Annotated in this window: 17 protein-coding genes; 6 read left to right on the forward strand and 11 right to left on the reverse strand. The window is 59.5% G+C overall.

Features of this window, described 5'->3' with window-relative positions; all coding sequences use genetic code 11:
• Position 1 precedes the first annotated feature (1 nt).
• From RBH77_RS20225 to RBH77_RS20240, 4 genes are read left to right on the forward strand one after another with little or no spacing between them, the layout of a single operon-like run.
• Entirely contained in the window at positions 2-1,222 is a 1,221-nt protein-coding gene (locus tag RBH77_RS20225; RefSeq protein ID WP_311029356.1) for a glycosyltransferase family 2 protein, read from the forward strand.
• Positions 1,219-2,523, forward strand: a complete 1,305-nt coding sequence (locus RBH77_RS20230) for a glycosyltransferase family 2 protein (RefSeq protein ID WP_311029357.1) — start codon at positions 1,219-1,221, stop codon at positions 2,521-2,523. Before RBH77_RS20225 ends, RBH77_RS20230 begins: the two co-directional genes overlap by 4 nt.
• Positions 2,520-3,275, forward strand: a complete 756-nt coding sequence (locus tag RBH77_RS20235) for a class I SAM-dependent methyltransferase (RefSeq protein WP_311029358.1) — start codon at positions 2,520-2,522, stop codon at positions 3,273-3,275. Before RBH77_RS20230 ends, RBH77_RS20235 begins: the two co-directional genes overlap by 4 nt.
• Positions 3,272-4,495, forward strand: a complete 1,224-nt coding sequence (locus tag RBH77_RS20240) for a glycosyltransferase family 4 protein (RefSeq protein WP_311029359.1) — start codon at positions 3,272-3,274, stop codon at positions 4,493-4,495. The genes RBH77_RS20235 and RBH77_RS20240 overlap by 4 nt, the downstream gene beginning before the upstream one ends.
• On the opposite strand, the gene galE is transcribed toward RBH77_RS20240, so the two are convergent.
• Positions 4,492-5,466: a UDP-glucose 4-epimerase GalE gene (gene galE / locus RBH77_RS20245; protein ID WP_311029360.1), complete on the reverse strand. Its 975-nt coding sequence runs from the start codon at positions 5,464-5,466 to the stop codon at positions 4,492-4,494. The two genes, RBH77_RS20240 and galE, sit on opposite strands and share 4 nt — an antisense overlap.
• Entirely contained in the window at positions 5,463-6,440 is a 978-nt protein-coding gene (locus RBH77_RS20250) for a UDP-glucuronic acid decarboxylase family protein (protein WP_311029361.1), read from the reverse strand. Before RBH77_RS20250 ends, galE begins: the two co-directional genes overlap by 4 nt.
• Positions 6,441-6,850: 410 nt before the next feature.
• Between RBH77_RS20250 and RBH77_RS20255 the strand changes: the two genes are divergently transcribed.
• Together RBH77_RS20255 and RBH77_RS20260 are read left to right on the forward strand one after the other, a co-directional pair.
• The gene (locus RBH77_RS20255; RefSeq protein WP_311029362.1) at positions 6,851-7,057 is read left to right on the forward strand and encodes a hypothetical protein; all 207 of its coding nucleotides are present in this window, start codon (positions 6,851-6,853) and stop codon (positions 7,055-7,057) included.
• A gap of 362 nt (positions 7,058-7,419) precedes the next feature.
• Complete coding sequence (locus RBH77_RS20260) at positions 7,420-7,827, forward strand: hypothetical protein (RefSeq protein WP_311029363.1); 408 nt, start codon at positions 7,420-7,422, stop codon at positions 7,825-7,827.
• A 164-nt stretch (positions 7,828-7,991) separates the two neighbouring features.
• On the opposite strand, the gene RBH77_RS20265 is transcribed toward RBH77_RS20260, so the two are convergent.
• The 9 genes from RBH77_RS20265 to RBH77_RS20305 form a co-directional block, all read right to left on the reverse strand.
• Positions 7,992-8,762 carry a FadR/GntR family transcriptional regulator gene (locus RBH77_RS20265; protein WP_311029364.1) on the reverse strand — a complete coding sequence of 257 codons (771 nt, stop codon included), beginning with the start codon at positions 8,760-8,762 and terminating at the stop codon, positions 7,992-7,994.
• On the reverse strand, positions 8,759-10,261 hold the full coding sequence (locus RBH77_RS20270; RefSeq protein ID WP_311029365.1) for a M81 family metallopeptidase: 1,503 nt from the start codon (positions 10,259-10,261) through the stop codon (positions 8,759-8,761). The genes RBH77_RS20265 and RBH77_RS20270 overlap by 4 nt, the downstream gene beginning before the upstream one ends.
• Positions 10,262-10,311: 50 nt before the next feature.
• Positions 10,312-11,013 (reverse strand): ABC transporter ATP-binding protein, encoded by a 702-nt coding sequence (locus tag RBH77_RS20275; protein ID WP_311032630.1) that lies wholly within the window; start codon positions 11,011-11,013, stop codon positions 10,312-10,314.
• Positions 11,014-11,015: 2 nt separating this feature from the next.
• Positions 11,016-11,783, reverse strand: coding sequence for an ABC transporter ATP-binding protein (locus RBH77_RS20280; protein ID WP_311029366.1), 768 nt, complete (start codon positions 11,781-11,783; stop codon positions 11,016-11,018).
• Positions 11,780-12,760, reverse strand: a complete 981-nt coding sequence (locus RBH77_RS20285; RefSeq protein WP_311029367.1) for a branched-chain amino acid ABC transporter permease — start codon at positions 12,758-12,760, stop codon at positions 11,780-11,782. Before RBH77_RS20285 ends, RBH77_RS20280 begins: the two co-directional genes overlap by 4 nt.
• Positions 12,761-12,768: 8 nt before the next feature.
• Positions 12,769-13,623: a branched-chain amino acid ABC transporter permease gene (locus RBH77_RS20290; protein WP_311029368.1), complete on the reverse strand. Its 855-nt coding sequence runs from the start codon at positions 13,621-13,623 to the stop codon at positions 12,769-12,771.
• Between the two features lie 55 nt (positions 13,624-13,678).
• Entirely contained in the window at positions 13,679-14,884 is a 1,206-nt protein-coding gene (locus tag RBH77_RS20295; protein WP_311029369.1) for an ABC transporter substrate-binding protein, read from the reverse strand.
• Positions 14,885-15,582: 698 nt separating this feature from the next.
• The gene (locus tag RBH77_RS20300) at positions 15,583-16,017 is read right to left on the reverse strand and encodes a hypothetical protein (RefSeq protein ID WP_311029370.1); all 435 of its coding nucleotides are present in this window, start codon (positions 16,015-16,017) and stop codon (positions 15,583-15,585) included.
• A 905-nt stretch (positions 16,018-16,922) separates the two neighbouring features.
• Positions 16,923-18,182 carry an AAA family ATPase gene (locus RBH77_RS20305; RefSeq protein ID WP_311029371.1) on the reverse strand — a complete coding sequence of 420 codons (1,260 nt, stop codon included), beginning with the start codon at positions 18,180-18,182 and terminating at the stop codon, positions 16,923-16,925.
• Between the last annotated feature and the right edge of the window lie 135 nt (positions 18,183-18,317).

The following is an 18,317-nucleotide window of genomic DNA, read 5'->3' on the forward strand; positions in this document are numbered from 1 at the left end:
GATGACCTACAGGCTCGTCGAATTCGAACTGTCCAAGCCCCCTCCGGCCATCGAGCTGACGCCGGAAGAGAACGGCGTCGGGCTGATCGGGCGCTGGAACGATCAGTTGGTCGGTTTCGAAATGATCGCCGTTCACTCCGGCTCGACGCTTTCGGCCGAGGAACTCCGCACCCTGGCCGACCAGCGTTTTGCGCCCCGCGTGCTCATCGCGATGATGGAGGCGGAACTTACGGCAGGCGGGTCGAGGCATAAGCCCCTGCCTTCGCTCAGCATCGCGATCTGCACCAAGGACCGGGCAGAGCGGCTGTCGCGCCTGCTCCATTCGCTGGACGCGGTACGCGACAATTCTCCGTTCGGCCAGGTGGAGATCGTCGTCGTTGATAATGCCTCCACGGATTCGGCAACCCGCGAGGCGGTCGAGAGCTTTGATGGCATCCGCTATGTATTCGAACCGAAGGCCGGGCTCGATTTTGCCCGCAACGCTGCACTACAGGCCGCGACGGGCGCCCTGATCGCCTATCTCGACGATGATGTGGTCGTGGACCGTAACTGGCTTATGGGTCTTGCCAAGGCGTGCAGCGACAATCCCGGCGCCGGCGGCTTCACCGGGCTGGTCCTGCCGTACCGGCTCGACACCGAAGCCCAGATCTATTTCGAACGGCGCGGCGGCTTCGGACGCGGCTTCTATCGCAACGAGTTCCGCGGTTCCCGCTTCGACAATCCGCTCCACCCGGTCGGCTCGGGCGTACTCGGCGCGGGCTGCAACATGGCCTTCGAGCGAGCGTTGCTCATCGAGCTCGGCGGTTTCGACGAGGCGCTCGACACGGGCGCGCCATTGCCGGGCGGCGGCGACCTCGACATTTTCTACCGCGTCCTGCGATCGGGCCGGACGATGGTCTACGAACCGCAATTCGCGGTCTATCACGAACATCGCGAGACGATCGCCCAGCTTCGGCGGCAATATTGGTCGTGGGGGCTGGGCATGATGGCTTTTCTCGTCAAGAGCAGCCGCAGCGACCACGAACTGCGTTCTCGGCACGACGCCATGGTTCGCTGGTGGTTCGTGGACCAGACCAGAATGCTCGTACGCGCGGCAAGCGCGCTTCGCGGCCGCGACGTGCGTTTCGGGCTCAACGAGCTATGGGGCGGCATCTGCGGTCTCGCCGGCGAATACGATCGCTCATGCACGCGCACCAAAGCGATACGGGAGCTGAACCGATGACAGCCCCTTCCCTTCCGATCAGGCATCTCGACCTCAGCACCATGCGCGCGGATACGCATCCGGGCGATGAGGCAGCGTTTTCCATATTCTGGTGGAAGGAACTGCCGCTCGGGATGCGGGCGTCCCTGCCCGAGGAACTACCATTCAGCGAAGCACAACTCCGCCAGTTCACAGCCGAATACGGCGCCGCCCAGCTCTCCGCCCGCAGCCCTGCGCTCGGCGCACCTCTTAGGGCCACTCACGAAGGGAAACCGAAACAGGCGCTGGCACTCTCCCAGTTGCTGGTCGAACACGATCTCGTGGGTGAACTCGATCGGCTGGCGGCCGCACCGGCCCTGCCGGCAACGCAGATCTCGGTCGTGATCTGCACGCGCGACCGTGGAGAGGCGCTCGCCGAATGCCTGAGGAGCGTGACGACGCAGCGGAGCGCACCCGGCGAGATCGTCGTCGTCGACAATTCGAGTGAGGGGAGCGCCAAGCCGATATGCGGTCGCTTCCCGGGAGTCCGTCATGTGCGTGAGCCGCGCCCTGGCCTCAGCATTGCCCGCAATACCGGGATTCGCATGAGCCGGGGCGATGTTATCGCCTTCACCGATGACGACGTGGAACTTCATCCGGGCTGGATCGTCGAGATCGGGCGCGCCTTCGCGGACCAGAGCATCGATGCGTTGACCGGCCTCGTCCTTCCGGCCCGGCTGGACACGCAGGCGCAGCGCATGTTCCAGTTCGACAAGGGCGGCTTCGGCTCGACATTCATACCCCTGCGCTTCGACAATCGCTTCTTCGCCGAGACGCGGCCACACGGTGCACATGTCTGGAAAATGGGTGCCGGCGCCAACATGGCCTTCCGGCGCAACCTGTTCGAGCGCATCGGTCTGTTCGACGAACGCCTGGGCGCGGGTGCCGCCGGATGTTCGGAAGATTCCGAACTCTGGTACAGGATGCTGGCGAATGGCGGCGTTTGCCTCTACGAGCCCCGCGCCGTCGTTTTCCACCATCACCGCAGGGATCTGGCTGGGCTCAGGCGGCAAATCCGATCCTACATGAAGGGCCATGTCGCGGCGCTTATCGTGCAGCATGATGCATTCCATGACCGCGGCAATTTCGTTCGCATCTTCGGGCAGCTTCCGCTCTATTTCCTGAAAAGCTTCCTCAAAGGATTGCTGGAAGGCCGGCGCGGCCAGCCGGCAACCCTGGCGCCCGAAATCGCGGGATATGCCGCCGGCCTGCAATTCCTGTTCCGGCCCGGCTGGCGCGGCAAACATGCGCCCCGACTCCTGATCGACGGAGAGCGCGCATGAGCCGCAAAGCATCCCTCGGCGCCTTCCTTTCCGGCAATCCGTTTCCCAATGGCTGGACGGACGGCCTCTTCTACCGCGAGAAGATGCGGGCGATCCATCGGGTCGCGCCATCCGAACTACAGGGGGCCGAGCTTCAAGGACGCGGGCGTGTACTGGAGGTCGGCGGAGGCCGCAGCGGCGTGGCGAGCCTGCTTTATCCGGAGGCCGATATCGTCACGCTCGACATCGACTTCGAACTGTCTAAGAGCCAGCCGGGCTGGGAGCGGTCCTCATTTGTCTGCGGAGACGCGCGTTCGCTGCCGTTCGCCGATGACAGCTTCGATGTCGTGACGCTGTTCGACGTGCTTGAGCATATCGAGGAGGACAACCGCGCCGCCGAGGAGGCTTTGCGCGTCGTCCGGCCCGGCGGTGCCGTTCTCGTCTCCACGCCTGAGGCCAACTGGCACTATCCTTATTACAAGGCCATGGAGCCCTATTGCCCGCACGAGAGCGAGCTGATGCGGGAATGGGGCCACGTAAGGCGCGGCTATCGCGATCCGGAGCTCGCCGCTTTGTTCGGCAGAAACGCGGAGCGTCGGGCGACCTTCATCAACCCGGTCACCGCCTTCTTCCACGACATCGCCTTCTCGCGTCTTGGCCCGCGGCGGCGCAAAATCCTCTACGCGTTGACGGCACCGCTGACGGCGATCGGCTACTGGCTGCACCGCCCCTCCACGCGCGGCACCGAGACGGCCTTCGCCTGGCGCAAATGAGCGGCACCTCCAAGGTCGTAGCCCTCTTTCCATGGGGAGACGTGGTCGAGGAGTTTCTCGATCCGATCGGACTGTGTCTCGAGGATTTCGTGGAACGCATGACCGGCGGCTGGCTGTTCGGCTACGCAGCGGCGCTGAAACTTGCCGGGCACAGGCCCTTGATCGTCTGCGCGTCGGAGCGCGTGGACTTTGTGAGGCAATACCACCATGCCGCGACCGGCACGCCGATCTGGGTCGTGCCCGGCAAGCGCGCCCACAAGGACGGATCCGACGCCACCTACAGTTTCCGACGCTGGTGGGCGACACCGCTCGCCGCGTTTCGCGAGGTGCTTACCAACGCCGCCTGCGATGTGGTCCTGGCGCAGGAGTATGAATATACGCGCTTCGATCTGCTGGCCTGGCTCGCATGGCGCATGCATCTGCCTTTCTATGCGACGTTCCAGGGCGGCGACCGCACGCTCTCCTGGCTCGAAGGAATAGCCCGGAAGGCGTCGCTCCAAGCATGCCGAGGCCTGATCGTCGCTTCCGCCGCGGAACGCGAGAGGCTTTCGCGTGCCTATCCGGGCATTCGCCTGAACATTGCCGATATCCCCAATCCGATCGATGCGGAGGAATGGCAGGCGACAGACCGCAGGCAGGCGCGCGTCGCTCTCGGCTTGCCAATTGACACCTTCATCGCCGTCAACCACGGCCGCATCGATATCCGCAGAAAAGGGCTCGACGTGCTCCTGCAGGCTTGGTCTGCGCTTGCCGATGACCAGCAGGCGAAGCTGGTGATCATCGGCTCGGGCCAGGACCGTGATGCCTTCGCGGAACTGGTGCGGAAAAGCGATTTCCCAAATTTGCTCTGGCTTTCGGGCTACACGACCGACCGCACGATGGTGCGTCGCTGGCTCTCGGCCGCCGACGCATATGTAACAACGTCCCGCATCGAGGGGATGCCGGTCGCGCCGATCGAGGCGATGGCCTGCGGGCTGCCCGTTATCGCCAGCGATGCACAGGGTTTGCCCGATATACTGGCTGAAGGCGAAGGATCAGGCGGCCTGCTCATACCGCAAGAGGCTCCCGAGAAAATTGCTGACGGCCTTAAGCGGCTGCGCGACGATGCCGATCTCCGGCACCGATTGGGGATCGCCGCACGGAGTCGCGTCGAGAGAAATTTTTCGCTGCAGGCGGTGGGCACCGCGCTTGACGCCTTACTGAGTAGTGATCGCGGCTAGGGCTGCCGACGGTACCATTTGAATGCCGTCTCGACGATCCTGTCGATATCCGATTGCCGGGCGACCCAGCCCAGCTCCCGCTCGGCCTTGCCGGGCGCGGCCACCAGTATCGGCGGATCGCCGGGTCTGGGCGGGCCATAGGCAACGCGCGGCTCCGACCCCGAAATGCGGCTTACGGCCTCGACCAGTTCGCGGACCGTTGTTCCGGTCCCTGTTCCGAGATTGTAGACATGGACGCCGCCCTCGCCGAGCAGTTTCTCCGCCGCCAGCACATGGGCGCGCGCGAGATCGTCGACATGGACATAGTCGCGGATAGCGGTTCCGTCGCGCGTATCGAACGCCGACCCGTTGACGGTGAACGTCCGGTCCTGTTTCAGCGCCGCCTCGATCACTAGCGGAATGACATGGGTCTCCGGCTCATGATGCTCGCCGACCTCGCCATCGGCATCACAGCCTGCCGCATTGAAATAGCGCAGCATGACGGCGCTGAGCCCATGCGCCCGCGAAAAGTCCTCGATCATCCGTTCGATGATGAATTTCGACCACCCATACGGATTGATCGGCGCTTGCGGATGCGCCTCGTCGATGGGGGTATAGGCAGGAATCCCGTAGGATGCGCAGGTGCTCGAGAAGATCAGCCTGCCGATGCCGGCCTTCCGCATCTCATCGAGCAGGACCAAAGTGCCGAAACTGTTGTTGCAATAGTAGATTTCCGGCCGTTCGACCGATTCCCCGACATAGGCATAGGCAGCGAAATGGGCGACAACGTCCGGGCGGTGACGGTCGAGCGCCGCCCCGATCTGTTCGGCATCGGTAATGTCACCCTCGATCAGGGGCCCCCATTTGACCGCCTCGGGCCAGCCGCGTGAGAGATTATCGAAAGTAACGACCGACCACCCTGCCCGGGCGAACCCCTTGCAGCAATGGGAGCCGACATAGCCGGCGCCGCCGGTGACGAGAACCGTTTTCATTCAGCGGCGAGCTGGTGTCGGCCGCGAGGCGAGGTCAACTGCTTGTCGAAATACGCGATGGTCCTGCCGAGGCCTTCGCGAAGCGGCGTTTCCGGCGCCCAGTCGAGTGTCGCCGCCGCATAGCCGATATCTGGACGCCTGTGCCGCGGATCGTCGACCGGCAACGGCATGAAGCGGATCTTGGATCGACTACCCGTCAGTTCGCGAACCAGATCGGCGAGTTCGAGCATCGTGAATTCCGCCGGATTTCCGAGGTTCATCGGGCCGGTGATCCCATCGGGGGTCGCCATCAACCGGACAAGACCGGAAATGAGGTCGTCCACGTAGCAGAACGACCGCGTCTGCGAACCATCCCCGTAGACCGTGATCGGCTTGTTCTGCAGCGCCTGGACGACAAAATTGGAGATGACCCTCCCATCGTCCGGACGCATCCTCGGGCCGTAGGTATTGAAGATGCGCGCAACCTTGATACGCAGCGAATGTTGCCGCCAATAATCGAAGAACAATGTCTCGGCGCACCTTTTCCCTTCATCGTAGCATGAGCGCGGGCCGATCGGATTGACGTTCCCCCAATATGCTTCCGGCTGCGGGTGGATGTCGGGATTGCCGTAAACCTCGGATGTGGAAGCCTGCAATATCCTGGCCTTGAGCCGCTTGGCCAAGCCAAGCACATTGATCGCGCCATGAACGCTGGTCTTCGTCGTCTGAACCGGGTCGTGCTGATAGTGGATGGGGCTTGCCGGACAGGCCAGATTGTAGATCTCATCGACTTCGACGTAGAGCGGGAACGTCACGTCGTGACGGATGATCTCGAAGGCCGGATTGGAAAGCAGATGCGCGACATTCCACCGGCTGCCGGTGAAAAAATTGTCGACACACAGGACATCGTGTCCTTGATCCAGTAACCGTTCGCAAAGGAACGAGCCGAGAAAACCGGCTCCGCCGGTGACCATAATTCGCTTAGAGTGCTGCAAGGCAAAGCATCTCCTGCCAGACAGCCCTCCACCTGGAACAGTTTTTAGGCGAAGTTGGGTTTACGGCCAGCGCGAGGCGTTCACATCGCGTTAACGGATTGAAAGCATCGGACCATCTTTCCGGGGAGCCCCCGGGACAGATGCGGCGAACTGCCCGCTAATACCGGTTTGACAATGCCGGCCGCCTGACCAACATATCGGCCATGCACACTCTTTCCTTTGCCTTTTTCATCATCCGCAAAGGCAGCCTTCAAATCGGCTGATCGCCTGGCGCTGCTACCTGCGAGAGCAAGAGCAGCGCCAGGACAGGGAATTCACCGCATCAGAAAAATATGTGCGCCCGCCTTGTCGGCCGCGCCTGTTTTTGCGCGCGCCCGCCACCGGTCGCCAGTTCCCATGGATGGACCTCGATGACCTTCAAATACAGCCACACATTCCCCATCAGCGGCCCTAACAAGCTACCCCGCTTCAAGCAATGGGCCGCGCAGCACACGCCGGAAATAGAGGTCAGCCTGCCGCCTCAGGTTCCCGTCAAAAGCGAGAACATGACGGTCCGTCTCAAATCCGCCGACGATCGGCAAAAGCTGATGGAAAAGCTGGCAAGCGCCACGTTTTAAGCTCCGGCAATGCTGGCGTGGTCCGCCACGCCAGCTTCAGGCGGATGCATGAACCGGTACCCGCCGATTGGAGAATATTAAATCAATAAGATCAATGCCTTACAAATGGCCTGCAGACAATCTTTGTCGATGGCGGCCGACCATCGCCCAATTATACGGTGGCGGCGAAGGAAGACCGAGCACCTCCTGACGGGCAGTTGTCAGGAACACTGTGCGACACTTCTCTTCCACGCTGCCGGAAAGCGAAGGGCTTTATGACTATGGCGATTTCTCCTTTTCTCACGGCTCTCGGGTCCGAAGGCCCTCCAGCCGACCGAGCGAAAGACATGGACCTGTATGGGTGGCTGATCGGAAGCTGGGAAATGGACACCGTCCACCACCTCGACGACGGCACGATCCAGAAATCGACAGGAGAAATCCATTTCGGTTGGGTGCTCGAAGGCCGCGCGATTCAGGATATCTGGATCAGGCCGAAGCGTCCTGCGCCATCCATTATGTATGGAACGACCTTGCGTATCTTCGATCCCGGGATCGAAGGCTGGCATATTATCTGGACCGACCCGCTCAACCAGGATTACTCGCGCCAGATCGGGCGGGCCGAAGACAAGGACATCGTCCAGATCGGCGATGACTCGCGCGGTTTACAAACCCGATGGCGTTTCACCGAGATCACCGCTGACAGCTTCCATTGGATCGGCGAGGAAAGATCTTCCGAGAGTGATCCCTGGCAAGTGACGTATGAACATCTGGCCCGCCGAACAAGTTCCTGACCTGGTCGTATCCGCTTGCCCGGACCATGGAAACGGGTTGCTCTATCCTCCGGCGCGGCAGCGCATGGACATATCGATTGCGGCTGAATTGAACGCGTTCCATGGCCCTGTCCTGCCGCTCATGATGGAACTCGCAGGAGTGTCGCCGACGGCAGGCGACGACCTCAACCTCCGAGCATGTTCGACCGAAAGGCCGCATCGAGGCGGCTCATGAATGTCTCTGCCTCGTGGATATGATCGGCCATCACGCGGCTGACTGCGGCGGTGTCCTTGTTGCGGAAAGCGGCGACGAGCTTGCGATGGCTTTCGATGTTCGAACGGCCGAAGGCATTGTGCTCTTCGAGGCGCTCGCTGCGGTATTCCACGAGGTCCCGCAGGAGCCCGTTAATGAAACGGCACATGAAGGTTAGCAGCGGATTGGGGCAGCTGTCGCACAGGATGTCATGGAAGGCGAGCTCGGCGCGGCGCACAGCCGGCCGGTCGTCGCGTGCCATCGCCTCCGCGCATTCCTCGATATTGGCTTCAAGCCGCACCAATTGAGCCCCGTTGAGGCGACCGGCGACACTAAGCGCCAGCGTCACTTCGAGACTATGGCGCAGCTCGTAAACCTGCTCGAAGCTGAGTTCCTCGAAATGCAGGAACGTCCGCAATTGCTGCGTCACTGCGTCGATCGGCACGGGCTGGATGACGGCGCCTCCATTTGGCCCCGTCTGCATCTTGACCAGGCCCTGGACCTCTAGCGTGCGCAACGCCTCGCGCACCGTGCCCTTGGCGCACTGATAATGCTCCATGAGGGTCTTTTCATTCGGCAGCCTGTCGCCTGGATGCAATCGATCGCGCGCGATCCAGTGGAGCAGATCCTCGGCGATGACATTGCTGAGCTTTGGCCGCCGCGCCGCAGGCCCGCGAGGGCTTCCCGGCGGATTACTTTTCATGCGACGTGGGCCTGCGGTATCCATCTGGTCTGTTCATCAAGCGGAAAGATCGGCCGGGAGAGCTTCTGGAAGGTGAAAAGGTTCAGGTTGGAGCTCGTAACACCGAGGCTCGCGCATTCCACCACCGCTTTCGCTATCGGTTCGAAGACAGGACGGCAATACATTCTGGACTTCAGGATCAGGAAGCGGCTCTTCAACGGATCAAGGCCGAGGCAGGTGAAGACGCCGAAATCCCACGGCTCGTGCGGTTCTTCAACGACAAGAACCAGCGCCTGGTCCGTTTCGAGAACCGCCGCCTCGCCCATGTCGCACCGCATACCGGTATAGGTCGGGCCGCTGATGACATAGGCCCCACGTCCGAACGCGCGCACCTTGCCGGTGAGTTCGAGCGGCGGCTTGTCGACCCCGATCCCTGGCAGCGCCATCCGATTGCCGACGCCGAGCCGAACGGTGGCGCCGATGCCGGCGGCGCTCATTTCCTTCACTGCCACCGGGTCCGCGATCGGGCCTGCCAGAATCCCTGTTAGTCCCTGCCGGAGCGATTCCGCGAGCACATCCGTCGTGTCGCAGGTTCCCCCAGACATGCAATTGTCCCCGTGGTCGAGCATGACCACCGGTCCGGTCCCGGGCCCGTCGGCGGCGCGCGCGGCCGCCGCAACCGAATCCGCCAGCGGCTGCTCGCGATAGACGAAGCCGGCACGCTCGCGCCAGACGGTGTCGGCCAGTTCCGTGGCTGTTTCTTCCGCAATCTTCGTCGTATCGGCGACGACAAGAATCGACATGCCGGCCTCCGGCAGATCGGATAACGGAAACCCGCCGAATAGGCTGACGGCCTCGACGCCCGCGCGGCTCTCGGCCTCCTGCGTCGCCGCGATCATGTCGGCCATGGTGCCGGGGACGGTCGTGTTCATCCTCAGCGTCTGGGCGAGGACCGGCGGATGGGCCAGCGCCCGCTTCGGCTTCAGCCCTTCGTCCAGCATCCGCGCCATGATGCGCACCACATGTTCTCCTGTCTCGTACATGTCGACATGCGGATAGGTCTTGAAGCTGACGAGGATATCGGCACGGTCGATCATGCGTGGCGTGATGTTGCCATGCAGATCAAGCGCCACGCCAAGCGGCGTCTGGGGCGCAATCTTTCGGATGCGCGCAAGCAGTTCGCCCTCGCCATCGTCAAAGGTCTCCGTCACCATCGCGCCGTGCAAGTCGAGCAGGATGGCGTCCGCGCCATTTCTCGCTGCCGTGACGATCGCTTCGCTCATTTTCTCGAAGGCACTGTCGGAAACCGGGCCGCTCGGATTTGCGGTCGCGTAGAGAGGCGTGATGATCTCCGCCGCGCGCACCTTGGCGAAATCGAGAAAAGCGCCCATCGCCGTGCGTGACCCCTCGGCGGCCGCGCGCGCATCGCCGTCCCAGCGTGGCGAAAAGGATTCGAGCGGGGTCCGCAACGGCGAGAACGTATTGGTCTCGTGGTTCATCCGAGCAATGACGAAACGCAATCTCTTTCTCCTGAAAAATTGTCCTGCAACGGGCGCTTGTAGACTTCGATCTAGGCGCCCACGCCGAGATACCGGTCCTTGACGGCGGCATCGGCGATGAATTCCTCACGGCTGCCCTCATAGACGATGCGGCCGAGGTCGAGGATGTAATGGCGGTCGGCAAGCTCGGTGCAAACCGCGAGATTCTGTTCGACGAGCAGGATCGGAACGCCGCTCGAACGGATATCGCGGATTTGCGCCACGATCTCGTCGACAACGACCGGCGCCAAGCCCTCCACGGGCTCGTCGAGCATCAGGAGCTTCGGCCCGTTGAGCAGGGCACGCGCGATCGACAGCATCTGCTGCTCGCCGCCCGAAAGCTGCGCGCCGCCATTGCGGCGGCGCTCCTTCAGCCGGGGGAAGTGCCTGTAGACATCGTCCATCGTCCACAGCGACCCTTTCCGCACCGCGATCTTCAGGTTTTCCTCGACGGTGAGGAGCCCGAAAATGCCGCGGTCTTCGGGTACGAGCGCCAGCCCGCGCCGCGCGATCGCATGTGCACGCGCAGCGGTGATATCGGCGTCAAGAAAGCGCACCGTTCCGGCCGCCGCCCTGACCAGCCCGCTGATCGTCTTCAGCGTCGTCGACTTGCCGGCGCCGTTACGGCCGAGCAGCGTGACCACCTCGCCCGGCCCGACGGTAAGCGTCACGCCCTGCAGGATGTGGCTCTTGCCGTAATAGCTGTGCACCTCCTCGAGATGGAGCGGCGTCATCGTCATGCCCGCCCCCCCGTCATCATCGAACCGAGATAGGCTCGTCGCACCTCCGGATTGTCGCGGATCTCGCCTGGCGTCCCTTCGACCAGCTTGCGGCCGGATTGCATGACGGTGATCCGGTCGCTGATATCCATCACGATGCCCATATTATGCTCGATGAAGAGCACCGTGTGGTCGCGTCCGAGATCGGCGATCAGCCGCTTCATCGTCGCGATGTCGTCGATTCCCATGCCGGAAGTCGGCTCGTCGAGAAGGATCAGGAGCGGACGCGAGGCCATCGCCATGCCGACCTCCAGCCGGCGCTGCTGGCCATGCGACAATTCCTCGGCGCTCCGCCCGGCCACCCGCCCCAGATCGAGCCGTTCCACGATGGAGTCGGCGATGGCCACCGCCTCCCGGTTCCGATCGGGCGATTGCCACATCTTGAGCGCCTGCCAGGGCGTACGCCCCTGCGCCGCGAGCCTGAGATTTTCCCGCACCGACAGGCGATGAAAGAGGCTCGTTACCTGGAAGGAACGGGCAAGCCCGCGCCGGACCCGCCTGTCATCCGTCAAAGCGGTGATGTCCTGACCATTGAAGTCGATGCGGCCGAAGCTTGGCCGCACGCGACCGGTCAGCGCGTGGAAAAGCGTCGTCTTGCCGGCGCCGTTCGGTCCGATCACGGAATGGATCGTATTGGGCTCGATCGAGAGGTTCATCTCGCTGAGCGCGGTGAAGCCGCCGTAGCGCACGCCGAGCTTGTCGGTAGAGAGGAGCGCCGCGGTCATGGCCGCTCGTTCCCGGCCGTATCGGGCGCCATGGCATCCGGTCCGCCGCGCCGACCCAATACGGCGCCCACGCCGCGTTCGATCAGCCCCCAGATTCCCTTCTGGATATAAAGCGCGAGCACGATCAAGAGCGCACCGAGAAGCAGCAACCAGCGCGGCCAGATGGCGGAAAGCGTGTCCGAGACGATCAGGTAGAAGGCTGCGCCGAGAACGGAGCCGAAAAGATTGCCCGTGCCGCCGATGATCGTCATGACGAGCAGGCTTTCGGACATATGGTAGTCGATGTCGGAGAGCGGCGCGATGCCGATCAGAAGCGCATGCAGCGCGCCAGCCAGCCCGGTCACGGCGCCGGAAACCGCGAAGGCGGCGATCTTGAAAACACGGATCGGAAAGCCGATCGCCTGCGCCCTTTGGCCGTTGTAGCGGATAGCGAGCAGCGTGCGCCCGAAAGTCGAGGTCGCGATGCGCTGAAGGGCGGCGAAGGAGATCAGGAAGATGACGGCGACGAAACCGTAAAAGGACCATGAGCTGTCGAGCGCCAGCGGGCCGATGCCGCGCCTCGGTATGCCGATCAGACCGTTGTCGCCGCCGGTAATGTCGCTGAACGTATAGGCGAGGAAATAGAAAAGCTGCGCGAAGGCGAGCGTCAACATGACGAAATAGACGCCCTGACGACGGATCGACAGCGCTCCGATGATGATCGCAACGACGCAGCCGACGACCATGGCAAGAACGAGCGTAGGCAGGAGCGGCAGCGAGGTGTGGATGAGCATCAGTCCCAGCGTATAGCTGCCGAGCCCGAAAAAGATCCCCTGGCCGAACGACAGGAGCCCCGTGTAGCCGAGGAGAAGGTTGCAGCCGGCCGCGGCGATGGCGAAGATCAGGACTTCCGTTGCCAGCGTGCCGGACCGGATAAAGAATGGCAGCAGAACGGCGACGAGTACTGCAAGCGCGAAATGGAAAAGCGGCTTGTCCATCGTCGCTCTCAGGCCCGGCCGAGAAGGCCGCGCGGCATGACGAGCACGACCAGCACCATGGCGATATAGATGGCAAGGCTGGCGCCGGCCGGCCAGATCGTCGTCATCAGGCTCTGGACGATACCGACGAGGAGTCCGGCGACGAGAGCGCCGGTGTAGCTGCCCATGCCGCCGATGACGACAACCACGAAGGCGACGGCGAGCGCCTCGACACCCATGAAGGGATCAACCCCGCGGATCGGCGCGGCGAGCGCGCCGGCGAGGCCCGCAAGCCCCGCGCCAAGGGCGAAGACGGCCGTGTTGATACGATTGATGTCATAGCCGAGCAGCGAGACCATCTCGGTCGATTCCGATCCGGCGCGCACGACGGCGCCAAGCCGCGTGCCCTCGAGCACCCACCACAGGACGATCGCGAGGACAGCGGTTAAGCCGATCACGAAGAGCCGATATTCCGGATAGATGAAATTGCCGAGCATGATCGCCCCGCTGAGAGCCTGCGGCGCCGGAACGCTCGAGCCGACCGGCCCCCAGACGATGATGACGATCTCCTGTATCATCAGCGCGAGCCCGATCGTGGCCACGATGTGATACATATGATCGAGGCGGTAGATGCGCTTCAAAAGGCCCGTCTCGACCACAGCCGCAATGGCGGCAACGATGATGGCGGCAAGCACCAGAGCCCCCCAGAAGCCGACGCCATACTGGAGCAGCGCATAGCAGAGATAGGCGCCGAGCAGGTAGAAGGCGCCATGGGCGAAATTGACGAAATGCAGCAGCCCGAAGATGACGCTCAGCCCCACGGCAAGCAGGAAGTAGAGCATCCCGAGCCCGATGCCGTTCATGAGCTGGAAGAGATAGATCACACGTGCTCTCCGGGCGTCGGCGTGGGCGGACCGAGCGAAGGCCCGCCCCCTCGCGTCAGGTCATCTTGCACTTGGCGTCTTCCGGCGACAGGAAGGACTGGCCCGAACTGATGATGTCGGCATAGTCGTCCTTGTCCTTCATCGCCGCCTTCGCCTTGCCCTTGAGCAGGTAATAGTTCTTGATCACCTGATGGTCGGCGGCGCGGATCGTTTCCTTGCCGGTCATTCCATCATATTCCATGCCTTCGAGCGCCTTGATGACGGCCGATCCGTCGGCGCTTCCGCCCTTCTTCGCCCCGTCGCTCAGAAGCTTGGCCATGATATAGGCGCCGGCGAACGAATAGTTCGGATTGATCCCCTTCTCCTTCTGCACCTTGGCCACGAGTTCCTTGTTGAAGGGGGAATCGATCCCGTGCCAGTACTGTGCGCCGAAATAGATGCCGTCCGAGACATCGGCGCCGAGTTCCTCGAACTGTTCAAGGCCGGACGCCCAGGCAACGAGGATCGTCATCTTGCTCTTGAGGCCGAAATTGACCGCTTGGCGCAGCGTCGCGCTGGACTGGGAACCGAAATTGAGGATCAGGAGAACATCGGGCTGCGCCGCCACGGCGTTGGTGATGTAGCCGCTGAACTCCTTCTCGTCGAGCGAGTGATAGCTGTTGCCGACGAGCTCGACACCCTTTTCCTTGAAGACGTCCTTGGCCGCGTTCAGCAGGCCTTCGCCGAAGACGTATTTCGGCGTGATCGTATACCAGCGTTTGGCCTTCGGCATCTTTTCGATCAGCGGCCGCACCGTCTCGTTGATGGCGCCATAGGTCGGCACGCTCCAGCGGAAGGTGCTCTTGTTGCAATTGCTGCCGGTGATCTCGTCGGCGCCGGCCGTCGTGAAGAAGACACCTTGATGCTTGTTGACCTCCGCGCCCATCGCCAGTGCGGAGGACGACAGGATGCCGCCGGCGAAAAGCTGCACCTTCTTCTGCTGCATCGCTTCCTGGATCTTGCGGACCGCCGTTGCCGGACGTCCCTCGGTGTCGATCTCGAGATAGGAGAGCTTCTTGCCCAGCACCGAGCCCGCGTCGGCGACGGCCATCGACGTTCCCATCGACCCGTATTTGCCATTGGCGGCGAAAGCGCCGGACATCGGCAGTGGCGCCGCGATGGTGATCGCATCATCCGCCGCAAAGGCTGTGCGCAGGATCGGGGGTGCGGCCAGCGCGGCCGAGGCGATCGACGACAATTGAAGGAAACGGCGACGGTGCATTTTAATTCCCCTTTTTGTTCTGAAGCCTGTCAATACGATTAATACGTATAAATTATTGACCGTCAATCGGAGCCGTCTCACTTTCCAGGGGTCCTTGAAACCTACCTTATCCGGTCAGTGGAGCGAACCGCGCCAGACATTCATGAGATGCCTGCGGCCGAGATGGGCCGCGTTGAGCGAGATCGCGTCGGCATGCGGGAGGTCGTCGTGTCGAGCCTGATCGGATCGCCCGCTGGCGTCTCCGAGATCGTGAGCCTCTCGGCCTGTGCCCACTACCCTTCTAGCCCCGTTTTCCGAACAAACGGAACCGCAATGTGGGCCGAGTGATGGGCCATCAATCAGTCGCCAAGAGAAAATATAAAAATCAGTTCGTTAAGAGATTTTATGGCGGAGAGGATGGGAAACGGAGAGTGAAAATTATCGTCAATTATTTCAATTAGTTACTGGCAATTGTTGGTCGAATTTTGTAGCAGATTTTGAGGTCGATTTTGTAGCAGGCGTCCAGCGGACGTAGTAGGCTAGGTTGCCAACTCTACTTTCCGGACAATAGAGGATGCCTTTTTAAGATTTCCTTTGTGCTAGCTCCAGACAACACCAATTTTTTTAGATCGTCCAATAATTCTGAATCAATATCCTCCGACTGGTTTTCAATATCTAGACAAAATCTATCAATAAATCCGTCTTGATCCACAACAAATCTATAGAATATTGCTCTTCTGAAAAATGATACTGTCAGCATAGTTCCAAATAAAACATACGAGAAAAAAAGCGAACGCATACTCTATTTTATAAATATATTCCGTATGTTCACTATCTTTATGACTAATTATCACAAAAACTATCGCTAAAGCAGAAAACACCACAAATATAGAGGATACAATGACACGTTCAGAGAACACGGTCATCTGGATGCCCCCAATGTTTCGGGCCATAATGTCACGATATTTCGCAATCTGAACGGCCTGCCTAAAAAGGCGTTTCACTTTCTTTCTCTTGCTGCCGGTCCGTGCAGTCTCTTGCCAAACATTAGAGAGGCGGCCTGCAACAACAGAGAGTGCGAATCCAGCAAGCAACGTCACTAGTGGATTTGAAAAGAACTGCGATGTTGCAACATACCAGTCATATGCAGCCATAATTACCCCGCCCCGATTCTCCGTAATTCGCGCTGGAAACTATTTCGGCACATATGCGGGCGGTCAAGCGCATGCCACAGACAATGTCGCTCGCCTTAATATTCCCCTGCCTTCGCCATGGCATAGGCATTGCGCTTCGGTGCCGGCCGGTCAAGGGACGATCCTCGAATAGCATCAAACCAAGCGTCCTCGACCATGTGAGCCGCCGCCCTGGGTGATTGCTCGACGCCGTGAAGCTTGTCGGCGGCCCGGCTGATTTCGGGGCCGTATCCCTTGGAGAGCAAGGGTTTTCTTTGAAAATCAATACGCTAAAGGGTGGCTGGCGGAGAGGATGGGAAACGGAGAATGAAAATTATTATCAATAATTTCAATTAGTTACAAGGATTCATTGGTCGAGTTTTGTAGCAGATTCTGAGGTCGATTTTGTAGCACACCTCCACTGTCCGGAGCTTAAGAGGCTCCATGGATTTCCTGCCTCTTCTCATCGTAATTTTCACGCGTCCGAATGAGTCGAAAGGCACAGTATCGAGAGTCTACGACTTGGTTTATGCAATCGCGGCACTGCGCTAGTCTCTTATCGAGCGAAAAGACGTAGCGCGTCGGCTTCTCATAGACCACGGCGAAGATATGAGGATCGTCGCATGCAGACTCGTGTTGCCATTCGGCCTTGCCCTCAAGTTTTGCGACATGAGGGGCACACTTGTCTGCCGGAACGTCATCTCGTTTACCACGGTCACCAACGAGCTTGAATAAATTTCCTAGTTTTCGCGCTCGATCTGCCTCACACTTCATCTTTGCATATGGCGTATAAACAAACCTGACGTTAGGGCTCGAAATCAACTCTCCCAATACCTCACCAAACCACCGCTCTCCAATAATCGAGGTGTCAACGAATATTCTAGCCATCAGAACATAGTCCTAGAAATTTCTCTAACAAAGAATTCTCCATATCGATCTGGAGGATCGACGAGCTTTCCATTGTTATCAATTTTTATACTATGCATATGGTTCCCTAGACGATCACTATAGCAATAGTAAATATAGGACAAAGATGGAGCTTCTCCATCTCTAATCATTGAGCGAAAACGGTCGATTAAAAAGTCGCTATGTGTTTCTATTAGGAAATTCAGCTTCAATTGCGATAAATTGTAGAAATATTGCCCGAGAGAAGCTTGGGCGACGGGATGCAGGTGAAGTTCCGGTTGCTGAACAAAAAAGGTGCTTCCCTCTATCAGTCCACCAACCGCACCCAACGTTTCAGCTAGGATCGGCGCTACTTGCGCAACTCCAACGCCAACCTGATTGAGTGGGAATTTTTTTCCATTTCTTACGACCTGAACGTAAATAGGAGGATTGTGCATATCTTTGGCGAGGCGCTTAACAATTACCTTGTCAAAGAGTCCACTATCCCTGCCAAAATTATCTATAAGTTCTTGAACTTTCGGTCTTATCGACCCAGACATATCTTGCATTATAGATGCAAAATGTGACCCCGATGGCTTAATCCGCCGGTCGAATTTGTAGTAAGTTTCACCCATTCCTCGGACTGGCCCAATATGTCGGCTTGTTGGCAGAGGGTTCCTAAAAATCATTGATGCTACGCTTCCGCCAGATTTTTCGAATTCGGGCGAAATTTGCCCAAGTATAAGAAAAGCGACGAGTTGACTATTTATTTGCTCACGATCGTCATTTCTTACTCTTGTGAATCCCGTAGTAGATCTATGAACATCCTTTATATATTGCAGTTCAAATTTTTTATTAGAATTCAATAGCTTCGCATATGTATACCTTCCTCTTCGTTGTATAGAGAGGATATTTTCCCCATTCGAAAACGTGCATCGATCTACAGATATATAATTCCCGCGTGAAAGGCGGATGGTTATTATGCGGGTGATCTCTTCACCACCGCCATCATCTGTATGATTGAAGCCGATTGTCACAGGAGCATAGGAGAAAAACGGAGAAAAAAAATCGTCTCTGTCTATTCCGAGTTCGTCATCTAAGACTGGATATCCAAGTAAATCTGATTGGCTTACATAACTAGCAAGATGAAGGAGGGAAGTTTTTCCTGAGCTATTGTCGCCAACAAAAAAACAATTTTTACTTATATCGAATTCAACATACTCGAAGCCACGAAAATTCGTCGCAAATATCAAGTCTGACACGATCTTCGTTTCCCCGCCCGCTAGTGCCCGCTAGATTCGAGATCGAGGTTACAATGAGGGGATGTGCCAAACAAGTTTGAATGCGGATCAGTCGAAAGCCGGGCGAGAGTTCGTTGACTGACATTGACAATGCAG

Source organism: Mesorhizobium koreense (genome assembly GCF_031656215.1).
In the GTDB taxonomy this organism is placed as follows: Bacteria; Pseudomonadota; Alphaproteobacteria; order Rhizobiales; family Rhizobiaceae; genus Mesorhizobium_L; species Mesorhizobium_L koreense.